This window comes from Brevundimonas sp. PAMC22021, from assembly GCF_019443405.1.
In the GTDB taxonomy this organism is placed as follows: Bacteria; Pseudomonadota; Alphaproteobacteria; order Caulobacterales; family Caulobacteraceae; genus Brevundimonas.
Window position 1 is genome coordinate 241436 of record NZ_CP080376.1, and the last position, 24367, is coordinate 265802.

Sequence of the window (24367 nt, forward strand, 5' to 3'; positions counted from 1 at the left end):
CTAACCGTCTTTCGGGCAGAAGGGAACGGATGGCGAACAACCCGATCCGAATCCTGGGGCTGGACCCCGGCCTGCGCCGCACCGGCTGGGGCGTGATCGAAAGCGACGGTTCGCGCTTGCGCTGGATTTCTCATGGCGTCGTGGCGCCGCCCGAGGCCGCGCCCTTCCCCGAGCGGCTGCTGCACCTGCTGGAGCATGTCGGCGCGATCTGCGCCGATCACGGCTGCGAAGAGGCGGCGATCGAGGAGGTGTTCGTCAACGTCAATCCGTCCTCGACGCTGAAGCTGGGGCATGCGCGGGCGGCGGTGATGCTGGCGCCGGCCCGGGCCGGACTGCCGGTCGCCGAATATTCGGCCACCCTGATCAAGAAGGCGGTGGTCGGCGCGGGCCATGCGGACAAGAGCCAGATCGCCTTCATGGTCAAGCGGCTGCTGCCGACCTGCGGCGAGGTGAAGGCGGATGCGGCCGACGCGCTGGCGGTGGCGATCACCCATGCGCAGCTGCGCAAGCGCTCGTTGATCGAGGCCATGCACCGGGGCGCCGCGTGATCGGCAGGTTGCGAGGCGTGCTGGCGGAGGTCGGCGAGGCGGACTGCGTCATCGACTGCGCGGGCGTCGGCTATGTGGCGTCGTGCGGGGCGCGGACGCTGGGGCGATTGCCGGCGCCGGGGGACGAGGCGATCCTCTACATCCATAGCCAATGGAGCGAGGACCAGGGACCGCGCCTCTATGGGTTCCTCTCCCGCGACGAGCGGCGGGCGTTCACGACGCTGCTGGCCATTCAGGGCGTGGGGCCCAAGGCGGCGCTGGCGGTGCTGGACGTGCTGCCGCCGGGCGAGCTGGCCTCGGCGGTGGCCCGCGAGGACAAGGCGGCGGTGGCGCGGGCGAACGGGGTGGGCTCCAAGCTCGCCTTGCGCATCGTTACCGAGCTGAAGGGCAAGACGCTGACGGACGGGGTGTTCGCGCCCGTCGCCGCCGGCGTGCATGTCGAGATCGCGCCACCACCGCCGAGCCTGGCCGGCGAAGCCGTGTCGGCGCTGCTCGGCCTGGGCATCGCCGAGGTGAACGCACGCCGGGCGGTGGATCAGGCGCTGATCCGGCTGGGTGACGAGGCCGAACTGTCGGCCGTGATCCGGGCGGCCCTGCAGGAGCTGGGACGGTGAACCGCGTGATCTCTCCGGAAGCGTCGGGCGGCGAACAGTACGACCGCGCGCTGCGGCCGCAAACGCTGTCGGAGTTTGTCGGTCAGTCCGCGGCCAAGGGCAATCTGAAGGTCTTCATCGATGCGGCGCGGGCGCGGGGCGAGGCGCTGGACCATGTGCTGCTGTTCGGCCCGCCGGGCCTGGGCAAGACCACGCTGGCGCAGATCGTGTCGCGCGAACTGGGGGTGGGGTTCCGCGCGACGTCGGGGCCGATCCTGGCCAAGGCAGGAGACCTGGCGGCGATCCTGACCAATCTGGAGCCGCGCGACGTCCTGTTCATCGACGAGATCCACCGCCTCGCGCCGCAGGTGGAGGAGATCCTGTATCCGGCCATGGAGGACCATGTGCTGGACCTGATCATCGGCGAGGGGCCGTCGGCGCGCACGGTGCGGATCGATCTGGCGCCCTTCACCCTGGTGGGGGCGACGACGCGGGCGGGTCTGCTGGCCACGCCGCTGCGGGATCGGTTCGGCATTCCGCTGAGGCTGGAGTTCTATACGCCGGACGAACTGACGGCGGTGATCCGGGGCGCGGCGCGCAAGATGGGCGCGCCGATCGACGAGGGCGGCGCGCGCGAGATCGCCTCGCGGGCGCGGGGCACGCCGCGCATTGCAGGGCGCCTGCTCAGGCGCGTGCGGGACTTCGCCACGGCCGAGGGGGCCGAGGTCATCGACCGGCTGGTGGCGGCGCGATCCTTGGCGCGGCTGGAGGTCGACGAGGCGGGGCTGGATTCGCTGGACCGGCGCTTTCTCAAGGCCCTGATCGAGAACTATGGCGGCGGGCCGGTCGGCATGGACACCCTGGCCGCCGCCATCGCCGAGGCGCGCGACGCGGTGGAGGACGTGATCGAGCCCTATCTGCTGCAGCAGGGTTTTATCCAGCGCACGCCGCGCGGGCGAATGGCCTGCGCGCGCGCCTATGAGCACCTGGGCCTGACCGCGCCGCCGCAGCCGCCGGCGCAAAGCGGCCTGTTCAATTGAGGTCTACAAAGATTTCAGATTTATAGCGCCAAGAGACTATAATCGTATAAGGTCTTCATATGGACCCCATTCAGAACCCTTTCGTCCCGGGTGCGGGGTCGCCCCCGCCGGAATTGGCAGGACGCCAGGCGATCCTGGATCAGGCCGCCGTCACTCTTGGCCGCATCAAGCGTGGGCGCCCGACCAAGAGTTTGATGATCGTGGGGTTGAGGGGCGTCGGCAAGACGGTTGTCCTGAACCGCATCCAGGCCTTGGCCGAAGAGCAAGGGTATCTGGCGGAATTGATAGAAGCGCCTGAGCACAAAAGTTTGCCAGCCCTGCTCGCGCCCGCATTGCGGAGCCTGATCCTGAAGCTGGATCGGGGGGAACAGGTCAGCGCCGCCGCTAAGCGAGCCTTTCGCGCGCTGCGGGGTTTCGCGGCCGCGATCAGAGTCAAGTACAACGATTTCGAGATCAGCCTCGACGGAGAAGCGGAGCCGGGTGTCGCCGACAGCGGCGACTTGGAGGCCGATCTGCCTGATCTTCTGATCGCGGTCGGCGAGGCGGCCCGCGAACGACAAACGGCGGTAGCGATCATTCTGGATGAGCTTCAGTATCTCAGCGAACTCGAGATGAGCGCGCTGATCATGGCCTTTCACAAGGCCTCGCAGAAGCAGTTGCCTGTGGTGCTGATCGGCGCCGGCCTGCCCCAACTGGTCGGGCTGACGGGTCGATCCAAGTCGTACGCAGAACGATTGTTCGATTTCCCGCCGGCCGGCCCGCTGAACTTCGAGGACGCTTCGCGCGCTCTGGTTTCGCCCGTAGAGGACGAAGGTGCAAGCATCACGCCGGACGCGGTTCGCGCCATCTTTGACATTACCGAGGGCTATCCATACTTCTTGCAGGAGTGGGGCTACCATGCGTGGCTGGCGACGGACGCGAGTCCGATCGACAAGGCCGATGTGGAGCGCGCCACGCCCACGGCCCTGGAGCGACTTGATCGTAGTTTCTTTCGGGTGCGGTTTGACCGCCTGAATCCTTCCGAGAAACGCTATCTCAGCGCGATGGCGGCGTTGGGAGAAGGACCGCATCGGTCAGGCGACATCGCGGCCAAGCTGGGCGTCAAGATTACCAGCACGGGTCCCACGCGGGCCAGCCTGATCACAAAAGGCATGATTTTCAGCCCCGCCCACGGCGACACCGCTTTTACGGTCCCTCTTTTCGATCAGTTCATGAGGCGGACGATGCCGTTCGAGGGCGCATGATCGATCAGCCGACCGCCGGACGTTTTGACGGGCGCGCGCACCTGTTGCCGGTGCGGGTGTATTACGAAGACACCGACTTCACCGGCCTGGTCTATCACGCGAACTATGTGCGCTATTTCGAGCGGGGACGCTCGGACTGCCTGCGCGCCATGGGCATCGGCCACGCCGAACTGCTGGAGGGATCAGAGCCGCTGGCCTTTGTGGTGTCGGAGATGACGCTGAGCTTTCTGAAGCCCGCGCGGATCGACGACGCGCTTGTGGTTCGCACCCTTTATGAGGCGGTGAAGGGGCCGCGCCTGTTGATCCGCCAGAGCGTCGAGCGGGGCGGCGAGGTGCTGTGCCGGGCCGAGGTGACGGCGGTGTGCATCCATCTGGACGGACGGCCGCGCCGCCCGACGCGGGCCCTGGTCGAAAAGGTCTCGCCCTGGCTGGCGCCCGCCGGATAGCAGAACGCCTCCCCGCGCGAGGCGGAGAGGCGTGCAGCCGGCCGAAGCGGCGGCCGTCAGTCCTGGATGATCTCGCCCGAGCCGTTCAACTCGGAGATCAGACGCGTGGGGCGGGTGCCCAGGCTTACGTCACCCGAGCCGTTGATGGTCACATTGGCCTCGCCGCGAGGCGAGACGCCCACGTCGCCGGAGCCGGAGACGACCACACGAGCGGTCTGGGTCGTCAGGTCGGTCAGGGCGGCGTCGCCCGAGCCGTTGATGGCGACGTCCAGAGCCTCGGTGCGGCCCTGCGCCATGACGTCGGCCGAGCCGGAGACCGCGACGCTGAGCGCGGGCTGGTCATAGCCCTGGATGTCCAGGTCGCCCGAGCCCTGCACCTCGAAGGCGGCGATGTTCGGGGCGGTGACCACGATGCGGACGGCCTCGTCGAACGAGCGACCGGTGATGTTGTGGCCGCTCCAGCGGATCACCGCCTCCTCGTTTACCGGCCCGTCGGCCAGGCGCAGCACGCCGTCGGCCAGCTGGACGCGGTCGTTCCAGGCCTGGGGACCGGTGACCACGACGGAGGGGGTCGGCCCCTGACGGTATTCGACGTCGAAGGGCGTGGTGTTGACCAGCCGCTGGCCGCCCGTCCAGGCGAGGGTGCGGCTGACGTCGGGCTCGTCGGCCCCGTCGACCCGCTCGAAGCGAACGGCGTCGCCGTCCTCGTCACGGAAGGTCCAGGCCCAGCCGTGGCGCTGAAGGTCCTGGCCGCCGATGGCGACCGCGCCGCCGGCGGTGACGATGCACAGCACCAGCGCGGCGCCGGCGATGATGAACAGGGTCCGGATCATTGGGCGGCCTCCTGGGCGTAGGTCGTGGACTGGGGCTCAAGCGCGGGCTTGAGCAGGCGATAGTGCAGGCGGGCGAACCACACGGTTCCATTGACCAGCCAGATGGTGAAGACGGTGGTCAGGGCGGCGATGAAGACGCCGCCGGCCATGAAGGCGAGACCCATCAGGATCGCGGCCAGCGGTCCGCCGGGAAAGCCCGCGAAGGGACCGGCCACCATGATCGCGCCGCCGCCGAAGAACAGGCCGATGGCGGCGATGTAGAAGCCGAACAAGGCCCCGACCACGCCCATGAAGATCGGCAGCAGGATCAGGATGTCCAGCGCGCCCAGGCCCAGCACCGCGAAGACGGCGGAGGCGGCGGCCGACGGGTTCTTTTCCTGACGCCAGCGCTGGATGCCCGCCTCGGCCTTCAGTTCGCGGGCCAGGCGGTCAGGGTCGCCAAGGGCGGCCGAGACCTGGGCCTCGGTGCGGCCGGCGGCCAGGCCGTCGTCGAAATGGGCCTCGTAGTCGTTGAGGATGTCGGAGGCGGTGGAGGTCGGCAGGCCGACCAGGCCGGCCTTCAGGCGACGAAGGAAGTCGGCGCGCGTCATTGGGCGGCTCCCGTGGGTTCAGGGGTGGATTGGATGGCCGTGTCGGCGACGACGGCGTCGACCGAGCGGGCGAAGGCGGACCATTCCGCGGACTGAGCCTCGAAGGCCGAGCGACCGGCGGGCGTCAGGCGATAGTATTTGCGCGACGGTCCGGCCGAGGATTCGACCAGATAGGTCTCGACCAAGCCGTCCGACTGCATGCGGCGCATCAGCGGATAGATGGTCCCCTCGCCCATGCCGATGGCGTCGGACAGGCGGCTGGCGATCTCATAGGCGTAGCTGTCCGCCCGGTGCAGAAGGGCCAGGACGCAAAGGCCCAGCACGCCCTTCTTCAGCTGTATCTCGATGGTTTCAGGCACCTCGGTTTCTCCTGTGATGGAGGGAGACTACCGACAGGTATCATGCGGCGCAAGGTAGCTGTCGAAACATGACATCGATTTAATCCCAGTGGTTTGCGAGCGGACGCGGCGTCGCTGATCGCTTGGCAAGCCAGACATGATCCGATACGGACGGACCATAGGGAGCGTGCGGCGAAAACGCCGTGCGGAGCAGTTGCGATTTGTTCGCAAAGGCTTGCGGCAGAACGACTTACACGAGGGACGGCTCGCATGGGGATGGGCAGCACAGCCCGCAGGGCAGCCTGGGGCGCGGGAGTTTTCGCGCTGACGGCGATGACGGCGGGTCTTGCCGCCGCGCAGGACCTGATGGGTCAGCCGACGCCGGGCGGCATCGATCTGCAGCCGGCGGCCGCGCCGCTGAAGCACGACGCCATCTTCTTCCACAACATCGTGCTGATGCCGATCATCACGGTGATCACCCTGCTGGTCCTGGGCCTGCTGATCTGGATCGTGGTGCGCTACAACAAGCGGGCCAATCCGACGCCGGCGCGCTGGAGCCACAACACCACCGTCGAGATCATCTGGACGGTGGCGCCGGTCGTGATCCTGGTCGGCATCGCCCTGTTCTCGTTCCGGCTGCTGTTCGCCTACCACGACATGCCCGAGCCCGACCTGACGGTGAAGGTGACCGGCAACCAGTGGAACTGGGCCTATGAATATCCGGACCAGGCGGTGCCGGAATACGTCTCCAACATGCTGCCCGAAGCCGAGGCGCGGTCGCGGGGCGTGCCGTATCGCCTGGCCGCCGACGAGCCGATGGTGGTGCCGGTCGGCCAGACCGTGCGCCTGCTGGTCACCGCCGCCGACGTGATCCACGCCGTCGCCCTGCCAGCCTTTGGTCTGAAGACGGACGCGGTGCCCGGCCGGGTCAACGAGACCTGGTTCCGCGCCGAGCGCACCGGCGTCTTCTATGGCCAGTGCTCGGAACTTTGCGGCGTCGATCACGCCTTTATGCCGATCCAGATCAATGTGGTGACCCAGGCCGAGTTCGAGCGCTGGGTCGCCTCCAAGGGCGGCTCCATGACCCCTCCGGGCGCGGCGCCCGCCGGCGGCACGGCGGCGCAGAACGCGGCCGGCACAACGGGCTCGCCCGTGGTCGGCCAGGCCTCGACCGGCCCGACGCAGGGACAGGCGCCCGCCGCCCAGACCCAGCCCGTCGGCGCCACCGCCGCCATTCCCCAGAACCCGACCGAGCCGGCGACCGCGCCGGCCCAGCCCGCCGCGCCGGCCGCCGCCGCGCCGGCCGCCCAGTAAGAGGCGAGCAGAGATCCATGGCTGACGCGACCCTTCATCCGCGCGACGTTCACGCAGACCAGCACCATCCGGCCGACCACGGCCACAAGATGGGCTTCTTTACCCGCTGGTTCATGTCCACGAACCACAAGGACATCGGCCTGCTCTACCTGGGCTTTGCGATCTTCGCGGGGCTTCTGGGCGGCGCCCTGTCCGGCCTGATCCGCTGGGAGCTGGCCGAGCCGGGCATTCAGCTGTTCCGCGAAGGCTCGATCATCCAGAACCTCGGCCTCGTGGAGGCGTCCAAGCACGGCTACAACGTCACCGTCACGGCGCACGCCCTGATCATGGTGTTCTTTGTGGTCATGCCCGCGACCATGGGCGGCTTCGCCAACTACTTCACCCCGATCATGATCGGGGCGCCGGACATGGCGTTTCCGCGCCTGAACAACATCTCGTTCTGGCTGCTGTTCTTCGCCTTCCTGCTGCTGTGCCTGAGCCTGTTCGTGGACGGCGGGCCGGGTCGCGGCTTCGGCGGCGGCTGGACGGCCTATCCGCCCCTGTCGACCACCGGCCACACCGGGCCGTCGTTCGACCTGGCCATCTTCGCCCTGCACGTGGCGGGCGCCAGCTCCATCCTGGGCGCGATCAACTTCATCACCACCATCTTCAACATGCGCGCGCCGGGCATGACGCTGCACCGCATGCCGCTGTTCGCCTGGGGCGTGCTGATCACGGCCTTTCTGTTGTTGCTGTCGCTGCCGGTTCTGGCGGGCGCCATCACCATGCTGCTGACGGACCGCAACTTCGGCACCAGCTTCTTCAATCCGGCCGGCGGCGGCGATCCGGTCATGTACCAGCACCTGTTCTGGTTCTTCGGCCACCCCGAAGTCTACATCATGATCCTGCCGGGCTTCGGCATCGTCAGCCACATCGTCTCGACCTTCAGCCGCAAGCCGATCTTCGGCTACCTGGCCATGGCCTATGCGATGGTGGCGATCGGCTTCATCGGCTTCATCGTGTGGGCGCACCACATGTACACGGTCGGCATGAGCATCAACCTGCGCGCCTATTTCGTGGCCGCGACCATGATCATCGCCGTGCCGACCGGAGTGAAGATCTTCTCCTGGATCGCCACCATGTGGGGCGGGTCGATCAGCTTCAAGACGCCGATGCTGTGGGCGATCGGCTTTATCTTCCTGTTCACCGTCGGCGGCGTGACCGGCGTGGTGCTGTCGAACGCCGGCATCGATTACAGCCTGCACGACACCTATTACGTGGTCGCCCACTTCCACTATGTGCTGTCGCTGGGCGCGATCTTCTCGATCTTCGCGGGCTTCTACTACTGGTTCGAGAAGATGTTCGGGGTGAAGTACAACGAGTTCCTGGGCGCCGCGCACTTCTGGATCATGTTCGTCGGGGTGAACCTGGTGTTCTTCCCGCAGCACTTCCTGGGGCTGCAGGGCATGCCGCGCCGCTACATCGACTATCCCGAGGCCTACACCCTGTGGAACCAGGTGTCGTCGTGGGGCTATGTGGTCACCATCATCGGCGTCGGCGTCTTCCTGCTGATGCTGCTGGAGGCCGCCGTGCGTCGCCGCAAGGGCGTGGCCAATCCGTGGGGCGAAGGCGCGACCACCCTGGAGTGGACCCTGTCCTCGCCCCCACCGCAGCACCAGTTCAACGAACTGCCCGTGGTCAAGGCCGAGCGGCACTAGGGCCGGAACAATACACGGCAAAGGCCCGGATAGATCGTCCGGGCCTTTCGCTTTCGCCGTCATCGGACAGATGGTCCCGGCGACAGGACCTCGGGTTCGGAGTAGACAGCGCGCATGGCGCACAGCGAGGCGAGACAGGACGGACGGGCGAGCGCGATCTCGACCGCGCAGCCGGAGGACTTCTTTCAGCTGCTGAAGCCGCGCGTCATGTCGCTGGTGGTGTTCACCGCCGCGACGGGCCTGATCGTGGCCCAGACGCATGGCGGCGGGGCGCTGCATCCGCTGGCGGCCGCGATCGCCATCCTGTGCATCGCCTGCGGGGCGGGGGCCGCGGGCGCCCTGAACATGGCGCTGGAGGGCGAGACCGACGCCCTGATGCGGCGAACGCGCGGGCGGCCCGTGGCGGCCGGGCGGGTAAGGGGCCATGACGCCATGGCGTTCGGCGTCATCCTGTCGGTGTTTTCCGTGATGCTGCTGGGCATGACCGCCAACTGGCTGGCGGCGGGACTGCTGGCGATGACCGTGGTCTATTACGCCGGCTTCTACACCCTGCTGCTGAAGCGCAGGACGCCGCAGAATATCGTCATCGGCGGGGCGGCGGGGGCCTTTCCGCCGGTGATCGGCTGGGCGGCGGCGACGGGTACGGCCCCCTGGCAGGCGTGGCTGCTGTTTTTGATCATCTTCCTTTGGACGCCGCCGCACAGCTGGGCGCTGGCGCTGTATTCGGCCGGAGACTACGCCAAGGCCGGCATTCCCATGATGCCGGTGGCCAGGGGCGCGCGATCGACCCGGCTGCAGATCCTGGTCTATTCGCTGCTGTTCGTGCCCGTGGCCATCGCGCCCGGGATCGTGGGTCCGGGCGGCGCGATCTATCTGGCCGTGGCGGTTCTAGGCGGCCTGGCGTTTCTGCTGCTGGCGCTGCGGCTGTTCCGCTCGCGGGCCGGCGACGAGCCGGACAAGGCCGAAGCGGTGGGGCGCGAGGCGGCGCTGTACGACGTGCGGGCGCAGGCCAAGCCGGCGCGCGACCTGTTCGCCTTTTCGATCCTTTATCTGATGGCCCTGTTCGCGGCGCTTCTGGTCGAGGCGCTGCCGGGGGTGGGAGGCTGAACGCCATGATCACGCTGAGCCCCGAGGAACTGGCGGCCCGCAAGCGCCGCAACCTGTGGATCGCGCTGGGGCTGGTCGCCTTTATCGTGCTGGTGTTCACCACCACCGTGCTGCGCCTGCACCAGAACCAGGACGACGCCGCCGCCACGGCCGAGCGCATGCGCGCGCAGGAGGCGGCGGGCACGAGCTTTTCTCCCCCCAGCGGCGCGCCGCCCCAGTCCGTCGCGGCCCGCCCGGAGACTCAGCGGTGAACCGCAAGAACCTGATCGCGCTGGCCTGCGTGCTGGCGGTGATGGGCATGACGGGCGCAGCCTTTGCGGCCGTGCCGCTGTACCGGCTGTTCTGCCAGGTGACCGGCTTTGACGGCACGACCATGCGGGCGGACAAGGCCTCGGACGTCGTGCTGGACGAGACGGTGCTGATCCGGTTCGACACCAATGTGCGCGACCTGCCCATGCGGTTCCGCGCCGAGCAGGTCAGCCAGCGGGTGCGGATCGGCGCCACCGGCATGGCCTATTTCGACGTGACCAACACCTCGGACCAGCCGATCTACGCAACCGCCGCCTACAATGTCGTGCCCGAGCGGGCGGGCCCCTATTTTCAGAAGCTGCAGTGCTTCTGCTTCGACGGCCAGACCATCGCGCCGGGCGAGACGCGTCAGTTCCCGGTTCAGTATTTCATCGCCCCCGAGATCGCCACGGACCGTGAGGCGCAGGGCGTGCGCGAGATCACCCTGTCCTACACCTTCTATCCGACACAGGGTGCGGCGCAGGCGGGCTGATGCGCCAACCTCTGGCGCGGGTGAAAAGCCGCGGTTATAGCTGAAAAGAAAGGGCGGCCTCGCCGCCTGAGAGGGGAGAGGGATCCGCATGGCCGACGCACACGCCAAGCCGCACCACGACTATCACCTGGTGGACCCAAGCATCTGGCCGTTCGTGTCGTCGTTCGCCGCCTTTGTGATGTTTCTGGGCGCGGTGGTCTGGATGAAGGGCCTGGTTCCGGCCGGCAACGACGTCGCCGGGCAACTGCTGAGCGACGGCAAGCCGGCGCTGTTCTTTGCGGGGCTCGCGGGGGTGCTGATCTGCATGGCCGGCTGGTGGTCGGACGTGATCAAGGAAGGCCGCGTCGGCGACCACACGCCGGTGGTGTCGCTGGGCCTGCGCTACGGCATGATCCTGTTCATCGCCTCGGAGGTGATGTTCTTTGTCGCCTTCTTCTGGATGTTCTTCGACATGGCCCTGTTCCACGAGAGCCGGGCGCTGACGCCGGAGGTCGGAGCCTGGGCCGACACGGCCGCCGCCTGGTCCACCTGGCCGCCGCAGGGCGTCGAGGTGCTGAGCCCGTGGCAGCTGCCGCTTCTGAACACCGTGACCCTGCTGCTGTCCGGCTGCACCGTCACCTGGGCGCACCATGCGGTGCAGGTGGGCGACCGGGCCGGAGCCAGGCTGGCGCTGATCATCACCGTCGTGCTGGGCGTGCTGTTCACCTTCGTGCAGGCCTATGAATACAACCACATCATCCACGAGAACCTGTTCTTCAACGAAGAGGCGCTGAACTCGGGCCTGTATGGTTCGGTGTTCTTCCTGGCCACGGGCTTTCACGGCTTCCACGTTCTGGTGGGAACGATCTTCCTGGCCGTCTGCCTGCTGCGCCTGATCAAGGGCCATCTGACGCCCGAGAAGCATTTCGGCTTCGAGGCGGCGGCCTGGTACTGGCATTTCGTGGACGTGGTCTGGCTGTTCCTGTTCGCCTTCGTCTACGTCGTCTTCGGTTGATCGAAGGGCGGGTCTCGCGCTCCTCCCTCAGAGGGGGAGGAGCGGCGTCTTGAGGCGGTTTTCGTGGCTGCTGACGGCGCTGGTGCTGCCGCTGGTCGGCGTGCTGGTCGCGCTGGGCATGTGGCAGGTCGAGCGGCTGCGCTGGAAGGAAGGGCTGATCGACGCGGCGGCTGCGGCGCAGGGGCGTGCGCCCGCGCCGCTGGGAGAGGTGCTGGCGGGCGGCGCCCCCGAGTTCCGGCGCGTGATCGTCGCCTGTCCTGGCCTCGCCACCGCGCCTTTCGTCGAGCTGCAAAGCATTCTGGATGGCGAGGCGGGCGTTCGGCTGGTGTCGGCCTGCCGGCCGGCGGGTGAAGACTTCACGCTGCTGGTGGACCGGGGCTTCGTCGCCGACGGCGTGACGGACCGACCGCGCGTGCTGCCCTCCACCCTACCGGGCGTGATCGTGGGCGAACTGCGCACGCCGCCGAACCCCAGCCCCATGGCGCCACAGCCGGCGAACGGGCGCTTCTACACGCGGGACGGCGCGGCCATGGCGCGGGCGCTGGGCGTCGAAGGTTCGCTGCGTCCCGAGGTGGTGTTCGCCGTCAGCACGGCCAATCCCGAGACGCCGGCCCTGCGCCCCTCCGCGCCGCCGCCGGCGTTCTCGAACAACCACCTGGGGTACGCCCTGACGTGGTTCGGGCTGGCGATCGCGCTGGTCGGCTTTTATGCAGCGCTGCTGCGTCGGCGCCTGAAGAAAGAGCTCCCCTGACCCATCGTCTTCACACCCTGTCCAACGGCGTGCGCGTCGTGTGCGATCCCATGCCGGGCCTCAAGACCCTGGCGGTCGTCGTGGCCGTGAAGGGCGGCGCGCGGTGGGAGAACGAGGCGCGGTCCGGCTGGTCGCATCTGCTGGAGCACCTGGTGTTCAAGGGCGCCGGCGACATGGCCGCGCGCGAGATCGTGGAGCGGATCGAGGCGGAAGGCGGTTCGATCAACGCCGCCACCGGCTATGAACGCACCAGCTTCGAGGTGCGGGGGCTCGAGGGCTCGCTCGGCCTGTCGATGCAGGTCCTGTCGGACCTCCTGTTCCGGCCGACGCTCGACGCCGAAGAGATCGAGCGCGAAAAGGACGTGGTGGCCCAGGAGATCGCCGAGGCCTTCGACACGCCCGACGACCATGTGTTCGAAATGGCCCAGACCCAGGCCTTTGCCGGCCAGCCGCTGGGTCGGCCGATCCTGGGTTCGAACGACAGCCTGCGGCCGGTGGACCGTGAGGGAATCGAGGGCTGGCGGCGCGCGCTGTATGCGCCCGAGCGGATGGTGGTGACGGCGTCCGGCGCGGTGGACGAGGCCGAGCTGCTGGCGCTGGCCGAGCGCTGGTTCGGGGCTGAGCCGCGCGCGGGCGACCGCACAACGCCGGAGGCCGCGCGCTTTACCGGCGGCCATGATCGGCTGAGCCGGCGGATCGAGCAGTCGAACCTGGTGTTCCAGCTCCCGGCCCTCGCCGCCGTCGACCCGGCGCTGCCGACGATGCGGCTGTTCGGAGAAATCCTGGGCGGCGGCATGGCCTCGCGCCTGTTCCAGAGCGCGCGCGAGGAGCGGGGGCTGGCCTACGCCATCGACGCCTATCAAGAGGCCTATGAGGACACGGGCGTCCTTGGGATCTATGCGGGCGCGGCGGCGGATCGGGCGACAGCGCTGGCCGAAGTGGCCGCCGCGGAGGTGCGCGGGCTGGTCGAGCAGGGCCCCACGGACGCCGAACTGTCGCGCGCCAAAGCGGTGCTGAAGGGCGGCCTATGGATGGCCGACGAGAATCCGATGAGCCGGGCCGGTCGCGCGGCGGCCCAGACGCTGATCTTCGGCGCGCCGATACCGACGGACGTTTCCGTCGCGCAGATGGAGGCGGTCACGGGCGAGGACCTGCGGGCGGTCGGGGCGCGGCTGCTGGAAGGCGGGCGGGCGGCGACGGCGGTGCTGGGGCCGAAGTCGGGCGCCGCCGCGGGCGAGGCTTTTTCGCGGGCGCTGTTCGACTGAGGCCCGTCGTCAGCGGGGGACTTGGAGACTGGCGTGCCGAGCCGCTACAGTCCGTCTCCATGGCGCTTCTGGACTGGATGAGCGACGGCGCAAACGCCTGGGTGCGGGGCAATGGCGTGCGCCTGCGCAGCCCGCGTCCGGCCGACTATGAGGCGTGGTCGGCGCTGCGCCACGACAGCCGCCGCTATCTGCAGCCATGGGAGCCGCGCTGGCCCGAGGACGACCTGTCCAAGGCCGCGTTCAAGCGCAGGCTGTCGATCTATCAGCGCGAGACGGAGCTGGGGACCGCCCTGCCGATGTTCGTGTTCGACGCCGCGGGGCACGAACTGTTCGGCGCGGTGACCCTGTCCAATGTGCGCCGGGGCGTGGCCGAGACCGGCACGCTCGGCTACTGGATCGGCCAGCCCTTCGCCGGGCGCGGCCATGCGACGGCGGCGGTCAGCGCCATGGCGCGCCATGCCTTCGCGCGCCTGCGGCTGCACCGGCTGGAGGCGGCCTGCCTGCCGACCAACCTCGCCTCGCGCCGGGTGCTGGAAAAGTCGGGCTTTCGTCACGAGGGGCAGGCGAGGGCTTATCTTAAAATTAACGGCGAATGGGCAGATCATCTGCTGTTCGGCCTGCTCGAGGACGAAGTGGATCACGGCGGCTGACCGGCCGTCAGGAGGGGCGACAGGCCTTGAACGCGCGAGCCCGATCGCTGGCCTGGGACGCCACGACCTCCATCGAGGCGCTGGCCGCGGCCGATACGGCGCTGTGGGTGTGGACGCCCGGCGAGGACCAGTTGCGTTTCACCGGCGCGACCCGATCGCTGGGCCTGGGGCCGCTGGCGCCAGATTGCTCGGCGGCGGGCTTTGTCGCTTTGGCCCTGCCGCAGGACCGCAGCCTGGCCGAGCGGATGCTGAAGCCCCAGGAGGAGGGGACCGAGGTCGCCGTGCGCCTGCGCATGCGCGGCGCCGAGACCTGCCTGTGGCGCGGCGTGTGGCTGGAGGACGGGCTGCGCGCGGCGGGTGTCGTGGCGCTGGAAACCAAGTTCGCGGGCTCGGACCGCGACACGCTGACCGGCCTGCTGGACCGCCGCACCTTTCTGCAGCGCGTGGGCGAGATGCTGGTCCAGCCCGGCGACTATGAGCTGGTGGTCGGCGACGTCGACCGGATGCGTCGGCTGAACGAGGCGCTGGGGCACGAACGGGCGGACCTGGTGCTGTCGGCGCTGGGCTCGCGGCTGGCGGCCGCCTTCACGGCCGAAGCGGCGCAGGCGCGGATCGGCGAGGACGAGTTCGCGGTGCTGGCCAAGAAGGGCGGCGGGTCGGTGTCGCTGCGCATGCGCGAGGCGCTGGAGCAGCCGCTGCGGGTCGCGGGCTTCGACATCTATCCGACGGTGTCGATCGGCGCCCTGCAGGTCGAGGGCGGGCCGGATGCGCCGGATGCGGCCGAGCTGCTGCGCCGGGTCGAACTGGCGGTGGAATCGGCCAAGAGCGCCGGGCGGGGCGGGTCGGCGGCCTATGGTCGGGCGCTGGAAAGCGACTCGCTCAGCCGGCTGGCGCTGGAAGCGGATCTGCGCAACGCCTTCCTGCGCGGCGAGATCGTGCCCTTCTTCCAGCCGATCGTGAACCTGAACACCGGCGCCGTCGCGGGCTTCGAGGCGCTGGCGCGCTGGCGTCACCCACGCCGGGGGCTGGTGCCGCCCGACGAGTTCCTGGGCCTGACCGACGACCTGGGCATGATGAACGAGCTCGGTCTGCTGATGATGACGGAATCGTCGCGTCAGCTGGCGGAATGGCTGCGCAGGCATCCGTCGGCCGGCGAACTGTTCTGCAGCGTCAACTTGTCGGTTGGAGAGATCGAGCGGCCGCACCTGGTGGAGGACGTGCAGCGCATCATCGCCGACACGGGCCTGCCGCGCGGCGCGCTGAAGCTCGAGGTCACCGAAGGCGACATCATGCGCGATACGGCCAAGGCGGCCGAGGTGCTGACGCGCCTGAAGGCGGTCGGGGCGTCGCTGGCGCTGGACGACTTCGGCACCGGCTTCTCGTCGCTGAGCTATCTGGCGCGCCTGCCGTTCGACACGCTGAAGATCGACCGGTATTTCGTGCTGACCATGAACAAGGACGAGGGCTCGGCCAAGATCGTCAAGTCGGTGGTCAATCTGGGACGTGACCTGTCGCTGGAGGTCGTGGCCGAGGGCGTCGAGAACGCCGAGCTGGCGCGCCTGCTGCTGGAGGCGCAATGCCACTATGGTCAGGGCTTCGGCTATGCGCCCGCGCTGCCGGCGCAGGAGGCCGAGGTCTATCTGGCCGAGTCGCTGGCGGACGGCGCCGCGCCGCTGAAGCAGCGTTCCGCCTGACGCCGGCTACGGCTGCTGTTTGAAGGTGTCGCCGACCTCGGTGGCGTCCGGGCCGTCCGGACCGGCCGACCGCTGTTCCACCGCCGCATTGTCCTTGACCGCCTTGTCCGAGGTGGAGGCGTCGGGCCTGCCCAGCGGAATGGCGCCGTTCTCGTCGCGGCCCTTGGTCTGGTTCTTGTCGTCCATGGGTGTCTCCTCTGCGGGGACACAGCGGATGGGTGCGCAGGCGGGTTCCCGGAACGGCGCGCGCCGGCGCCCGTTGACCCATCCTGAGATCAGCAGGAGACGCCTGGATGAAGACCTATCGCGTGACCGTCGGCGAAGAAGGCGGCTCGACCCGCGAGCTTCTTGTGCCGTCAAAGACCGACATTCAGGCGGGCGATGCGGCCATGACCCAGATGCAGCCGGGCGAAAGCATCCTGAAGATCGAGGTCGACGAGGACGCCGAAGGCCCGCTGAACGTCGAACCGGCCGGCACTCAGACGCACCCCGACCAGATTACCTGATCCGCGTCAGGCCGTGCCGCCGTGCGCCGACAGCATGGCGGCGTTGACGCCGAGCTGAGCCAGGGCGCGGGTCCATTTGGTTTCGTGGTCGCCGTCGAAGATCAGGTCGAGGTCGGCCTCCGCCGTCAGCCAGACGTTGCCGGCCAGTTCGTCTTCCAGCTGGCCCTCGCCCCAGCCGGCGTAGCCGAGCAGCAGGGCCGAGCGGCGGGGACCGGACATCTTGTCGGTCATGGCGGCCAGGGCCTCGCGCGTGCCGGTCATGGCCAGCCCCTCGCCGAAGGGCAGGCTGTCGTCGCCGGTCATCCAGTCGTCGGTGTGCAGCACGAAACCGCGTTCGCGCTCGACCGGTCCGCCCATCAGCACGGGGCGGCCGTGGCTGTCCTCCGGCGCAGGCGCATCCAGCTTGTCCAGCACCGTCTTCAGGTCGACGCCCGGCGCGGGACGGTCCAGGCGCAGGCCCATGGCGTGGTCCGGCCCGTGGGCGCAGATCAGGATCACGGCGTGCTCGAAGCGCGGATCGTCGATGCCCGGCATGGCGACGAGCAGATGGCCGGTAAGGGACTGTGTGAGGTTCATCGCTCCCTATAATCGGCATGCCGGAGCGGCTGCGCAAGCGGCCGGCTTGCGGGCCGTGAACAAGCCTTTATCTGTCCATCGGACGCGCCCGTGCGTTCTCAAAGGACCCCTCCCATGACCATCCAGATCGGCGACCGGATTCCGAGCGCGACCCTGTCCACGCCTACGGCGGACGGCCCCAAGCCGATCACCACGGCCGAGATCTTCGACGGCAAGACCGTGGCCCTGTTCGCGGTGCCGGGCGCCTTTACCCCGACCTGCTCGGCGCGCCACCTGCCGGGCTTCACCGACAATCTGGACGCCATCAAGGGCAAGGGCGTGGATGCGGTCGCCTGCATCTCGGTCAACGACGCCTTTGTCATGGCAGCCTGGGCCGAGAGCCAGGGCGTCAAGACCGACCAGATCCTGATGCTGGCCGACGGCAACGGCGACCTGACGCGCGAGCTGGGCCTGGTGCTGGACGCGCAAGGCTTCGGCATGGGCCAGAGGTCGCAACGCTATTCCATGCTGGTCACCGACGGCGTGGTGACCCAGCTGAACATCGAACAGGGCGGCGAATTCCGCGTCTCGTCGGCCGAGCACCTCCTGGCGCAGCTCTGATCGCCGGAACGCCTGACAAGGAGGAAGGCGTCCGCCTGACCACGGACGTCTTCTCTCCCGAACAGCGCAGCGCCGTGATGCGGCGCGTCCGAAGCCGCGACACCAAGCCCGAGCTTCTGGTGCGCCGTATCCTGCGCGCGGTCGGCATCGGCTATCGGCTGGGCGGCGGCGGTCTGCCGGGCAGGCCGGACCTGGTGATGAAGGGCCGCAAGGTCGCGGTCTTCGTGCACGGATGCTTCTGGCACGGGCACGACTGCCCGCGCGGATCAAGACAGCCCAAGGCCAACGCCGACTACTGGGCGGCCAAGATCGGCCGCAACCGGGCGCGGGACGAGCGCAGCACCGAGGCGCTGCAGGCGGACGGCTGGCGCGTGGTCACGGTGTGGGAGTGCGACATGCGCGCGCCGCGCTTCGCCCAGGATCTGGTCGAGGCGGTGAAGGGTCAGGCCGCGACTTCGACCTCGCCCTCCGCGTCGCTCAGCACGTGCTGCAGCGCGCCCAGCAAGGCCGGCGGCGTCAGCGGCTTGGACACGAAATAGGCCATGCCCGCCGCCTGGCAGGCGGCGACGTCCTCGGGCGAGGTGTCGGCGGTGACCGCCACCACAGGCGTCGCCGCATTGGGGCCGCCGCCAGCGCGCAGGCGCCGGGTGGTCTCGCGCCCGTCGAGTTCGGGCATGCGCACGTCCATGAAGATGACGTCGAAGAGGCTGTCTTCGCAGCGTTTCAAAGCCGCCATCCCGTCTGCGGCGGCGGCGATGTCGCAGCCCAGCGGCTGAAGGATCAGCTGCACGGCCCGGCGATTGATATCGTGATCGTCGACCACCAGCACCCGCAGCGGTCGTTCCTCGGCTTCAGCCTCCGGATCGGGTTCAGGCGCAGGCGCCGGAGCGGGCGCGGCCGTCAGTTGGGCCAGCAGCGCCTCGGCGGCCGACAGGGGCGCGGGCGGCGCGGCCTGCACCACCGGCGCGGCCTGTACGGCGGGCGCGGCCTGTACGACCGGCGCTGGGCGAGGCGCCGGGGAGGGACGAGGGCGATCGGCGAGCACCCGGGCGACGGCGGCGCGGCTTTCGTCCAGCGGCGTGATCTCGGCGACGGTCTGGCGCTCGCCCTCCGGCAGGAACAGGGCGATGGTGAAGATCGAGCCCTGGCCCGACTGACTGCGCACCGTCAGGCGACCGCCCATCAACTCGATCAGATCGCGGCTGATCGAAAGGCCGAGCCCCGATCCGCCGTGCTGGGCCGAGACGCCGTCTGCGGTCTGGTCGAACGGGGTGAACAGGCGCGCCATCTGCTCGCGCGTCATGCCCGCGCCGGTGTCGGCCACCTCCATCAGCAGCGACCAGCCGCCGGGCTCTTCCGGCCAGGCCTTGAGCCGCAGGGTCACCGCGCCGGCGTCGGTGAACTTCATGGCGTTGGACAGCAGGTTGTTCAGAACCTGGCGCAGCCGCATGCAGTCGCCGCGAACCGCCGCGGGGATGCCGTGAGCCCCCTCGATCCGCAGGTTCAGACCCTTGGCCAAGGCCGCGCCCTTCCACAGGCGCAGCGTTTGCGCCAGCATGGCGCGCAGGTCGAAGTCGGCGGCCTCCACCGACATGCGGCCGGCGCCCAGCTTGGAATGGTCCAGCAGATCGTCCAGCAGGGCCTTCATCATCAGGCCGGCGTCGGCGATCAGCTCGGCGTTGACGCGCACCTGGCTGTCGCCGCTGTCGCGCATTTCGGCGGCGCCTGTCAGGATGGCGCCGATGGGCGTGCGCAGGTCATGTCCGACGGCGGCCAGAAAGGCGCGCTGGCTGGCCAGCGCCTGCTCAATCTCTCGGTGGCGGCGCTGAGTGGCGCGACGCTCGCGGCCTTCCTGCACCGTGCGCTCGGCCAGGCGACGCCAGGCGTTGATGCAGTAGACCACGAAGATGACCACCGCCGCGCTGACCGTGGTGACGGCCGCGTCCGAGGCGCCGAAACTCATCATGAACAGCGGCGCCAGCGCCATGTAGAAGACGTGCGGGCCTACGGTGCAGGCCAGCACCAGCGGGGATCGCGGCGCGTTCAGCGTGGAGTAGATCATTGCGGCCGGAAGCATGATGGCCACCGCGATGCCGCCCATCGGCCCGCCTTCCCACCACAGCGGCAGCGACAAGGCGCCGTAGAGGCCGGTGTTCAGCGACAGGACAAAGCAGCCCAGGAGCTTGCGCTCGCGGCCGACGTCCGCCCGGCGGCTGGTGTTGATGGGGGCGAAGACCCACATCTCCAGCGCCTGAACGGCCATGTAGGCCAGCGTCCAGGCGGCGGCGAGCGGCGCGCCGACCAGGGGCGTCGCGGCCAGGCCGCTGGCCAGACCCACCGCCACCCGTTGCAGAACGGCGCGGCGGCGCTGCCGGACGGCGATGATCCATCCGCTGGCGATGTCGTGCCCGACGAGCTTGCTCATGCCTGTTCCCGATGCGGGCGAGTGGATTCGCCGACGCATGGACGCAAACTGCCTCTGTCAGCCCTAATGCTCCGTCAACGCGGGGCGCCGACCGCCTCCGAGACCGTGGAAAAGCCGTCGGCGCGGAGCCGCGCGGCCAGGTCGCGCTTGATGCGGCCGACCAGGCCCGGTCCGCCATAGATCAGGGCGGAATAGACCTGCACCGCCGATGCGCCCAGGCGGATGCGGCGATAGGCGTCTTCGCCGGACGCTATGCCGCCGACGGCGATCAGCGGCAGGCGACCGTGCGCCGCCTCGGCGGCCGCGCGCAGGGCCTGCTCCGCGAACGGCCTCAACGGCGCGCCCGACAGGCCGCCGCTCTCGCCGGCCTGGGCCGAGGCGAGGCTGGCGGGCCGCTCCAGCGTGGTGTTGGAGACGATCAGGGCGTCGATGTGGTGGTCGACGGCGGCTTCGACGATCTCGGCGATCTCGGCGGCCGACAGGTCGGGCGCGATCTTCAGGAACACCGGGCGGCGCGCGGGGGCGCCAAGCGGCGGTCGGGCCTGATCGATCCGGCCCAGCAGGTCGTCCAGCGCCTGACGGCCTTGCAGCGCGCGCAGGCCGGGCGTGTTGGGCGAGGAGATGTTGATGGTGAAGTAGCCGGCGAGGCCCTCCAGCCGCCGCAGCCCCTCGACATAGTCGGCCGCCTTGTCCTCGGTGTCCTTGTTGGCCCCCAGATTGGCGCCGACGATCGCGCGGGCGGGCGCGCGTCTCAGATGGTCGGCGAAGACGTCGAGCCCGGCGTTGTTGAAACCCATCCGGTTGATGATCGCCTGATCCTCAGCCAGGCGGAACAGTCGCGGCCGGGGGTTGCCGGCCTGCGGGCGCGGGGTGACCGATCCGCATTCGACAAAGCCGAAGCCGAGCCGCGACAGGCCGCGCAAGGCTTCCGCGTTCTTGTCGAGGCCGGCGGCGAGGCCGATCGGATTGGCCAGGTCGAGCCCCGCCAGCCGGGTGCGCAGGACCGGATCGTCGGGCGCGGCGGGAGGCAGCGGCAGGCGCGCCAGGCCCTTGATCGCCAGTTCGTGCGCCTGTTCCGGCTCAAGCCTGCGCAGGGCGGCGGCGCCCCAGTCGGACAGGGTCTCGACCAGGCTCACGCCAGGTCCGCCCCGAGCGTCACCTCGCCGTCGTCCGACACGGCCATGGCCCGGATGCGGGTCACGGCCGAGACGGGCAAGGGACCATAGAGGTGCGGGAACAGGGCGCCGCCGCGCGACGGCTCCCACTTCAGCCCGCCCTCGACCACCGTCAGATCGACCGTCAGCAGGCGCAGGGAAGACTGGCCCGCATAGTGTTTGCGTGCGGTCTCGGTCAGCTGCGCCTCGGTCGACATGTGGATGTAGCCATCGGCGTGATCGACGGCGGAGCCTTCATATTCACCGGCGTCCCGCGCCTGCACCCAGGCCTCGGCGTCGACGATCTTGTAGGCGACAGCGTCCGTCATCCTGCAACTCCGGCTTCGCGCGGCGTCAGAAAGCCCTCGAAGGTGGGACGGCCCGCCGCATCCACGGCGAAGACAGCGCAGGCGGCGGGCGGAAAGCCTCCGGACAGCCGCTCCAGCACCGCGGGCGAGGCCGCGGCCTCTTCCAGATACTGCACCGCCAGCAGATGGACGCCGGGATTGTGGGCCAGGACCAGAAGACAGCCGGCCTCGGCCTCGGCCGCCTCCACGAAGCGACGCAGCGCGCCGACCGACGCATTGTAGAGGCCGGGCTCGTGACGCACCTCCACGTCGCCGAGGTCTTCGTGCAGCCGTTCCCAGGTGTCCCGGGTGCGGGCGGCGCTGGACACCAGGGCGAGGTCGGGACGCAGGTTACGCTCGGCCAGGGTGCGCGCCATGGCGGCGGCCTCGGCCCGGCCGGCCGCGGACAGGGGCCGGGCCTCGTCGCCGCCGGACGGCGCGGCGGTCTCGGCCTCGGCGTGCCGCATCAGGATCAGTCGGTGCATGAGCCGGAGCTTTACGGGCGTTCGCGGCGGCGCGCCAGCGGACCGTTCCGCGCGGTGGGCTGAGGCTGTAGGGCGCGAGCGGGCGCCAGCACGCGCTGGGTCGAGCCGCTGGGCCGGATACGGGCATAGGCCTGGCGCGTCGCTTCCAGCAGGATCAGGCCCGCCGCGCCCGGCGCGATCCGCCGGCCGACCTGTTCAAAGCCGTCGGCCAGCCCCAGCAGCGGGCTCCATGGCGGACAATACAGGGTTTGGGACCAGGCCGAGGGCTCGAGCCCCGCGTCGCGCACCAAGCCTTCCAGCTGGCGGCGGGTGAAGGGGCGACCGTGCCCGAAAGGCGTGCTCTCGGCCCGCGCCCACAGGCCTCCGCGCGCCGCCGCCGCCAGGATGATGCGCCCGGCCGGCGCCAGCGCCCGCACCGCCTCGGTCAGCAGAACGGCGGGATCGTCGGCTTCCTCCAGCGCATGGACCAGCAGCACGCGATCAAAGGCGCCGGCGGCGAAGGGCAGGCGACGGTCATCCACCAGCAGGGTCCGGTTCTTGCCCACCGTCGGCCAGTGCTCGACACCCTGGCCGCCCGGCATGGCCGCGACCACCCGCCGCGCGCCGACAAAGGCGTCCAGCCACGGCGTGGCGTAGCCGACGCCCAGAACGTCGCAGTCGTCGGCCTCGCCCCAGGCGTCCTCCAGCCTGCGGGCGAGCAGGCGGCGGACCAGCGCCCCCGTGGGTTCGCCGTAAAAGGTCCTGAGCTCGTCGACGCCGCGCCGCATGCGCCCACTATAGGCCCGAGGATGCGCCTGCTGCTAGGATGGCGGCATGACGCTGGACGTTCACGCCTTTCCCTGTCGTGCCGACAACTACGGCTATCTGGTGCGGGACCGCGCCAGCGGTCGGGTGGCGGCGGTGGATGCGCCCGATGCGGACCGGGTGCTGGATGAACTGGCGGCGCTGGGCTGGGGGCGGCTGGACCTGCTGCTGATCACCCACTGGCATCCGGATCACACCGAAGGCGCGGCGAGGCTGAAGGCGGCGACGGGCTGCGAGGTCGTGGGGCCTGAAGAGGCGGCGCGCGTCACGGCCCTGGACCGGATCGTGCGGGACGGCGATGCGGTGGACCTCGGCGAGACGCGGTTCGAGACAAGCGAGGCCCCCGGCCATACGACCGGCCATGTGGTCTATCGCGCGGCCGGGGCGGGCGAGGCCTTTACCGGCGACGTGCTGTTCGCGCTGGGCTGCGGGCGGCTGTTCGAGGGCACGCCCGAGCAGATGTGGAACTCGCTTCAGGCGCTGGCGGCCTGGCCGGAGGAGACGCGCGTATGGTGCGGGCATGAATACACCGCCTCCAACGCCCGCTTCGCCCTGACGCTGGACGACCGTGCGGAGATGCGGGCGCATGCCAAAGCCATCTTCGCGATGCGGGAGCGGGGCGAACCGACCGTGCCCACCACCATCGGCGTGGAAAAGCGCTTCAACCCGTTCCTGACGGCGGCCGATGCGTCAGAGTTCGCCGCGCGCCGGGCGGCCAAGGACGCCGCCTAGCGGCCCTTAGTCAGCAGGCCAGGGGTCAGCGGGTCAGGGCTTCGTCGGCGACCAGGCGCACGATGCGCGCCGAGGAGGGCCGGCCGGCCACGCCCGCGCGCGGATTGACGGCGATGCGAAGGGTGCCGCGCGACAGGGTGGCCTGCGAGGCGCCGCCCTGGTCGGTGACCACGATGCGCCGCACCTTGTTGGTCTCCGCCCGCAGGTTCGACGACCGCGCCATGCGTACAATGGCGTCCACGGCGGTCGACAGCGCGTCGGCGGCGACCGCCTCGGAGCCCGGCTGGATGTCCACATCCACCTGGATCAACCGCCCCAGCGCCGAGGAGGCCCGGCCGCTTTGCCGCACGATGTAGTTCCACATCTGCACCGCCGTCATCGACGGCGCCAGCAGCGACGCCGCCTCGCCCGCGCGCGACACGGGCGACCCCTGCGGCGCCGTGGTGGTGTAAAGCGTCATGCCGCCGTCGGGCGTGACCCGCAGGATCTGATCGCCGTTGTCGTTGCGGTACAGGATGTCGCCGCGCGGCGCGGGCGTCGGGCGCAGCACCCAGATCTCGGTCGAGCGTTCGAACCTGAGCAGGGGGCGCGAGCCCGAAGTGTCGAGGGTAAAGCTCTGGCCCGATCCCGCGACATAGCGTCCCGTGGCAGGCGCGCCGCGCCGCCCTTGCGCCTCCGCCGCCAGCGGCGACAGCAGGATCCCGAGCGCGCACACGCCCGCCACGATGGCGAACGCCATCGCGACGCGACGCGACCGGCGCGTTCTGCGGCGGGGGACCCACAAGTTCATGGATGCACAGATGAAAGAGGGCGGCGGCGGATTTTGGGCAAAGGCGGTTCTTGATTCCGGCTG

The 24367-nt window shown here is 69.6% G+C and carries 30 protein-coding genes; 19 read left to right on the forward strand and 11 right to left on the reverse strand.

Annotated elements, in window-relative coordinates; all coding sequences use genetic code 11:
* Positions 1-29 precede the first annotated feature (29 nt).
* The 5 genes from ruvC to ybgC are packed head-to-tail and all read left to right on the forward strand — an operon-like array spanning position 30 to position 3871.
* Complete coding sequence (gene ruvC / locus KY493_RS01105; protein WP_219897179.1) at positions 30-548, forward strand: crossover junction endodeoxyribonuclease RuvC; 519 nt, start codon at positions 30-32, stop codon at positions 546-548.
* A complete protein-coding gene (gene ruvA, locus KY493_RS01110; RefSeq protein WP_219897180.1) occupies positions 545-1162 on the forward strand; it encodes a Holliday junction branch migration protein RuvA in 618 nt (205 codons plus the stop codon). Before ruvC ends, ruvA begins: the two co-directional genes overlap by 4 nt.
* Positions 1159-2181, forward strand: a complete 1023-nt coding sequence (gene ruvB / locus KY493_RS01115; RefSeq protein WP_219897181.1) for a Holliday junction branch migration DNA helicase RuvB — start codon at positions 1159-1161, stop codon at positions 2179-2181. The genes ruvA and ruvB overlap by 4 nt, the downstream gene beginning before the upstream one ends.
* Positions 2182-2240: 59 nt before the next feature.
* Positions 2241-3425, forward strand: coding sequence for an ATP-binding protein (locus tag KY493_RS01120; protein ID WP_219897182.1), 1185 nt, complete (start codon positions 2241-2243; stop codon positions 3423-3425).
* Positions 3422-3871, forward strand: a complete 450-nt coding sequence (ybgC, locus tag KY493_RS01125; protein ID WP_219897183.1) for a tol-pal system-associated acyl-CoA thioesterase — start codon at positions 3422-3424, stop codon at positions 3869-3871. The genes KY493_RS01120 and ybgC overlap by 4 nt, the downstream gene beginning before the upstream one ends.
* A 56-nt stretch (positions 3872-3927) precedes the next feature.
* Here ybgC and KY493_RS01130 read toward each other — a convergent pair whose 3' ends face one another.
* Genes KY493_RS01130 through KY493_RS01140 form a run of 3 tightly spaced genes read right to left on the reverse strand, consistent with a single transcriptional unit; the run spans position 3928 to position 5653 of the window.
* Positions 3928-4704, reverse strand: a complete 777-nt coding sequence (locus KY493_RS01130; protein ID WP_219897184.1) for a GIN domain-containing protein — start codon at positions 4702-4704, stop codon at positions 3928-3930.
* On the reverse strand, positions 4701-5294 hold the full coding sequence (locus KY493_RS01135; protein WP_219897185.1) for a DUF1700 domain-containing protein: 594 nt from the start codon (positions 5292-5294) through the stop codon (positions 4701-4703). The genes KY493_RS01130 and KY493_RS01135 overlap by 4 nt, the downstream gene beginning before the upstream one ends.
* Positions 5291-5653, reverse strand: coding sequence for a PadR family transcriptional regulator (locus tag KY493_RS01140; RefSeq protein WP_219897186.1), 363 nt, complete (start codon positions 5651-5653; stop codon positions 5291-5293). Before KY493_RS01140 ends, KY493_RS01135 begins: the two co-directional genes overlap by 4 nt.
* A gap of 249 nt (positions 5654-5902) precedes the next feature.
* Between KY493_RS01140 and coxB the strand changes: the two genes are divergently transcribed.
* From coxB to KY493_RS01190, 10 genes are all read left to right on the forward strand, one after another.
* Entirely contained in the window at positions 5903-6946 is a 1044-nt protein-coding gene (gene coxB, locus KY493_RS01145; RefSeq protein WP_219897187.1) for a cytochrome c oxidase subunit II, read from the forward strand.
* A gap of 17 nt (positions 6947-6963) precedes the next feature.
* Positions 6964-8643, forward strand: a complete 1680-nt coding sequence (gene ctaD / locus KY493_RS01150) for a cytochrome c oxidase subunit I (protein WP_370627342.1) — start codon at positions 6964-6966, stop codon at positions 8641-8643.
* A gap of 114 nt (positions 8644-8757) precedes the next feature.
* Entirely contained in the window at positions 8758-9750 is a 993-nt protein-coding gene (locus KY493_RS01155) for a heme o synthase (protein WP_219897188.1), read from the forward strand.
* A gap of 5 nt (positions 9751-9755) precedes the next feature.
* Positions 9756-10001 (forward strand): hypothetical protein, encoded by a 246-nt coding sequence (locus KY493_RS01160; RefSeq protein WP_219898618.1) that lies wholly within the window; start codon positions 9756-9758, stop codon positions 9999-10001.
* Positions 9998-10531, forward strand: coding sequence for a cytochrome c oxidase assembly protein (locus KY493_RS01165; protein ID WP_219897189.1), 534 nt, complete (start codon positions 9998-10000; stop codon positions 10529-10531). The genes KY493_RS01160 and KY493_RS01165 overlap by 4 nt, the downstream gene beginning before the upstream one ends.
* Before the next feature lie 88 nt (positions 10532-10619).
* The gene (locus KY493_RS01170) at positions 10620-11525 is read left to right on the forward strand and encodes a cytochrome c oxidase subunit 3 (RefSeq protein WP_219897190.1); all 906 of its coding nucleotides are present in this window, start codon (positions 10620-10622) and stop codon (positions 11523-11525) included.
* A gap of 49 nt (positions 11526-11574) precedes the next feature.
* A complete protein-coding gene (locus tag KY493_RS01175) occupies positions 11575-12276 on the forward strand; it encodes an SURF1 family protein (RefSeq protein WP_219897191.1) in 702 nt (233 codons plus the stop codon).
* A 50-nt stretch (positions 12277-12326) separates the two neighbouring features.
* Positions 12327-13541, forward strand: a complete 1215-nt coding sequence (locus KY493_RS01180; RefSeq protein WP_219897192.1) for a pitrilysin family protein — start codon at positions 12327-12329, stop codon at positions 13539-13541.
* Positions 13542-13600: 59 nt separating this feature from the next.
* Positions 13601-14191: a GNAT family N-acetyltransferase gene (locus KY493_RS01185; protein ID WP_219897193.1), complete on the forward strand. Its 591-nt coding sequence runs from the start codon at positions 13601-13603 to the stop codon at positions 14189-14191.
* 26 nt (positions 14192-14217) lie between these two features.
* Positions 14218-15885 carry a bifunctional diguanylate cyclase/phosphodiesterase gene (locus KY493_RS01190; RefSeq protein WP_255567952.1) on the forward strand — a complete coding sequence of 556 codons (1668 nt, stop codon included), beginning with the start codon at positions 14218-14220 and terminating at the stop codon, positions 15883-15885.
* A 6-nt stretch (positions 15886-15891) separates the two neighbouring features.
* Here KY493_RS01190 and KY493_RS01195 read toward each other — a convergent pair whose 3' ends face one another.
* Complete coding sequence (locus tag KY493_RS01195) at positions 15892-16071, reverse strand: hypothetical protein (RefSeq protein ID WP_219897195.1); 180 nt, start codon at positions 16069-16071, stop codon at positions 15892-15894.
* 107 nt (positions 16072-16178) lie between these two features.
* Between KY493_RS01195 and KY493_RS01200 the strand changes: the two genes are divergently transcribed.
* Complete coding sequence (locus KY493_RS01200) at positions 16179-16391, forward strand: hypothetical protein (RefSeq protein ID WP_219897196.1); 213 nt, start codon at positions 16179-16181, stop codon at positions 16389-16391.
* A 6-nt stretch (positions 16392-16397) separates the two neighbouring features.
* On the opposite strand, the gene KY493_RS01205 is transcribed toward KY493_RS01200, so the two are convergent.
* Positions 16398-16967, reverse strand: a complete 570-nt coding sequence (locus KY493_RS01205) for a YqgE/AlgH family protein (RefSeq protein WP_219897197.1) — start codon at positions 16965-16967, stop codon at positions 16398-16400.
* A gap of 114 nt (positions 16968-17081) precedes the next feature.
* Between KY493_RS01205 and KY493_RS01210 the strand changes: the two genes are divergently transcribed.
* Both KY493_RS01210 and KY493_RS01215 read left to right on the forward strand, forming a co-directional pair.
* Positions 17082-17567 carry a peroxiredoxin gene (locus KY493_RS01210; protein WP_219897198.1) on the forward strand — a complete coding sequence of 162 codons (486 nt, stop codon included), beginning with the start codon at positions 17082-17084 and terminating at the stop codon, positions 17565-17567.
* Positions 17568-17602: 35 nt separating this feature from the next.
* Positions 17603-18106, forward strand: a complete 504-nt coding sequence (locus KY493_RS01215) for a very short patch repair endonuclease (RefSeq protein ID WP_219898246.1) — start codon at positions 17603-17605, stop codon at positions 18104-18106.
* Here the strand turns inward: KY493_RS01215 and KY493_RS01220 are convergent.
* From KY493_RS01220 to KY493_RS01240, 5 genes are all read right to left on the reverse strand, one after another.
* Positions 18010-19992, reverse strand: a complete 1983-nt coding sequence (locus tag KY493_RS01220; RefSeq protein ID WP_219897199.1) for a hybrid sensor histidine kinase/response regulator — start codon at positions 19990-19992, stop codon at positions 18010-18012. The two genes, KY493_RS01215 and KY493_RS01220, sit on opposite strands and share 97 nt — an antisense overlap.
* Positions 19993-20066: 74 nt before the next feature.
* Complete coding sequence (locus KY493_RS01225) at positions 20067-21128, reverse strand: quinone-dependent dihydroorotate dehydrogenase (protein ID WP_255567954.1); 1062 nt, start codon at positions 21126-21128, stop codon at positions 20067-20069.
* The gene (locus KY493_RS01230) at positions 21125-21475 is read right to left on the reverse strand and encodes a DUF952 domain-containing protein (protein WP_219897200.1); all 351 of its coding nucleotides are present in this window, start codon (positions 21473-21475) and stop codon (positions 21125-21127) included. The genes KY493_RS01225 and KY493_RS01230 overlap by 4 nt, the downstream gene beginning before the upstream one ends.
* Positions 21472-21978 carry a histidine phosphatase family protein gene (locus KY493_RS01235; RefSeq protein WP_219897201.1) on the reverse strand — a complete coding sequence of 169 codons (507 nt, stop codon included), beginning with the start codon at positions 21976-21978 and terminating at the stop codon, positions 21472-21474. The genes KY493_RS01230 and KY493_RS01235 overlap by 4 nt, the downstream gene beginning before the upstream one ends.
* An 11-nt stretch (positions 21979-21989) precedes the next feature.
* Entirely contained in the window at positions 21990-22745 is a 756-nt protein-coding gene (locus KY493_RS01240) for a class I SAM-dependent methyltransferase (protein WP_219897202.1), read from the reverse strand.
* 46 nt (positions 22746-22791) lie between these two features.
* Here KY493_RS01240 and gloB point away from each other — a divergent pair, with 46 nt between their 5' ends.
* Positions 22792-23514: a hydroxyacylglutathione hydrolase gene (gloB, locus tag KY493_RS01245; RefSeq protein WP_219897203.1), complete on the forward strand. Its 723-nt coding sequence runs from the start codon at positions 22792-22794 to the stop codon at positions 23512-23514.
* A 25-nt stretch (positions 23515-23539) separates the two neighbouring features.
* Here gloB and KY493_RS01250 read toward each other — a convergent pair whose 3' ends face one another.
* Positions 23540-24253: a DUF4908 domain-containing protein gene (locus KY493_RS01250; protein ID WP_255567956.1), complete on the reverse strand. Its 714-nt coding sequence runs from the start codon at positions 24251-24253 to the stop codon at positions 23540-23542.
* Positions 24254-24367 lie beyond the last annotated feature (114 nt).

Coding starts and splice junctions, on each gene's coding strand:
- coxB (WP_219897187.1), top strand. CDS start 5,903: ATGGGGATGGGCAGCACAGCCCGCAGGGCAGCCTGGGGCGCGGGAGTT.
- KY493_RS01235 (WP_219897201.1), bottom strand. CDS start 21,978: ATGCACCGACTGATCCTGATGCGGCACGCCGAGGCCGAGACCGCCGCG.
- KY493_RS01200 (WP_219897196.1), top strand. CDS start 16,179: ATGAAGACCTATCGCGTGACCGTCGGCGAAGAAGGCGGCTCGACCCGC.
- KY493_RS01230 (WP_219897200.1), bottom strand. CDS start 21,475: ATGACGGACGCTGTCGCCTACAAGATCGTCGACGCCGAGGCCTGGGTG.
- gloB (WP_219897203.1), top strand. CDS start 22,792: ATGACGCTGGACGTTCACGCCTTTCCCTGTCGTGCCGACAACTACGGC.
- KY493_RS01180 (WP_219897192.1), top strand. CDS start 12,327: ATGCCGGGCCTCAAGACCCTGGCGGTCGTCGTGGCCGTGAAGGGCGGC.
- ruvC (WP_219897179.1), top strand. CDS start 30: ATGGCGAACAACCCGATCCGAATCCTGGGGCTGGACCCCGGCCTGCGC.
- KY493_RS01155 (WP_219897188.1), top strand. CDS start 8,758: ATGGCGCACAGCGAGGCGAGACAGGACGGACGGGCGAGCGCGATCTCG.
- KY493_RS01240 (WP_219897202.1), bottom strand. CDS start 22,745: ATGCGGCGCGGCGTCGACGAGCTCAGGACCTTTTACGGCGAACCCACG.
- KY493_RS01170 (WP_219897190.1), top strand. CDS start 10,620: ATGGCCGACGCACACGCCAAGCCGCACCACGACTATCACCTGGTGGAC.
- KY493_RS01250 (WP_255567956.1), bottom strand. CDS start 24,253: ATGGCGTTCGCCATCGTGGCGGGCGTGTGCGCGCTCGGGATCCTGCTG.
- KY493_RS01185 (WP_219897193.1), top strand. CDS start 13,601: ATGGCGCTTCTGGACTGGATGAGCGACGGCGCAAACGCCTGGGTGCGG.
- KY493_RS01220 (WP_219897199.1), bottom strand. CDS start 19,992: ATGAGCAAGCTCGTCGGGCACGACATCGCCAGCGGATGGATCATCGCC.
- ybgC (WP_219897183.1), top strand. CDS start 3,422: ATGATCGATCAGCCGACCGCCGGACGTTTTGACGGGCGCGCGCACCTG.
- KY493_RS01130 (WP_219897184.1), bottom strand. CDS start 4,704: ATGATCCGGACCCTGTTCATCATCGCCGGCGCCGCGCTGGTGCTGTGC.
- KY493_RS01135 (WP_219897185.1), bottom strand. CDS start 5,294: ATGACGCGCGCCGACTTCCTTCGTCGCCTGAAGGCCGGCCTGGTCGGC.
- ctaD (WP_370627342.1), top strand. CDS start 6,964: ATGGCTGACGCGACCCTTCATCCGCGCGACGTTCACGCAGACCAGCAC.
- KY493_RS01205 (WP_219897197.1), bottom strand. CDS start 16,967: ATGAACCTCACACAGTCCCTTACCGGCCATCTGCTCGTCGCCATGCCG.
- KY493_RS01160 (WP_219898618.1), top strand. CDS start 9,756: ATGATCACGCTGAGCCCCGAGGAACTGGCGGCCCGCAAGCGCCGCAAC.
- KY493_RS01195 (WP_219897195.1), bottom strand. CDS start 16,071: ATGGACGACAAGAACCAGACCAAGGGCCGCGACGAGAACGGCGCCATT.
- KY493_RS01210 (WP_219897198.1), top strand. CDS start 17,082: ATGACCATCCAGATCGGCGACCGGATTCCGAGCGCGACCCTGTCCACG.
- KY493_RS01120 (WP_219897182.1), top strand. CDS start 2,241: ATGGACCCCATTCAGAACCCTTTCGTCCCGGGTGCGGGGTCGCCCCCG.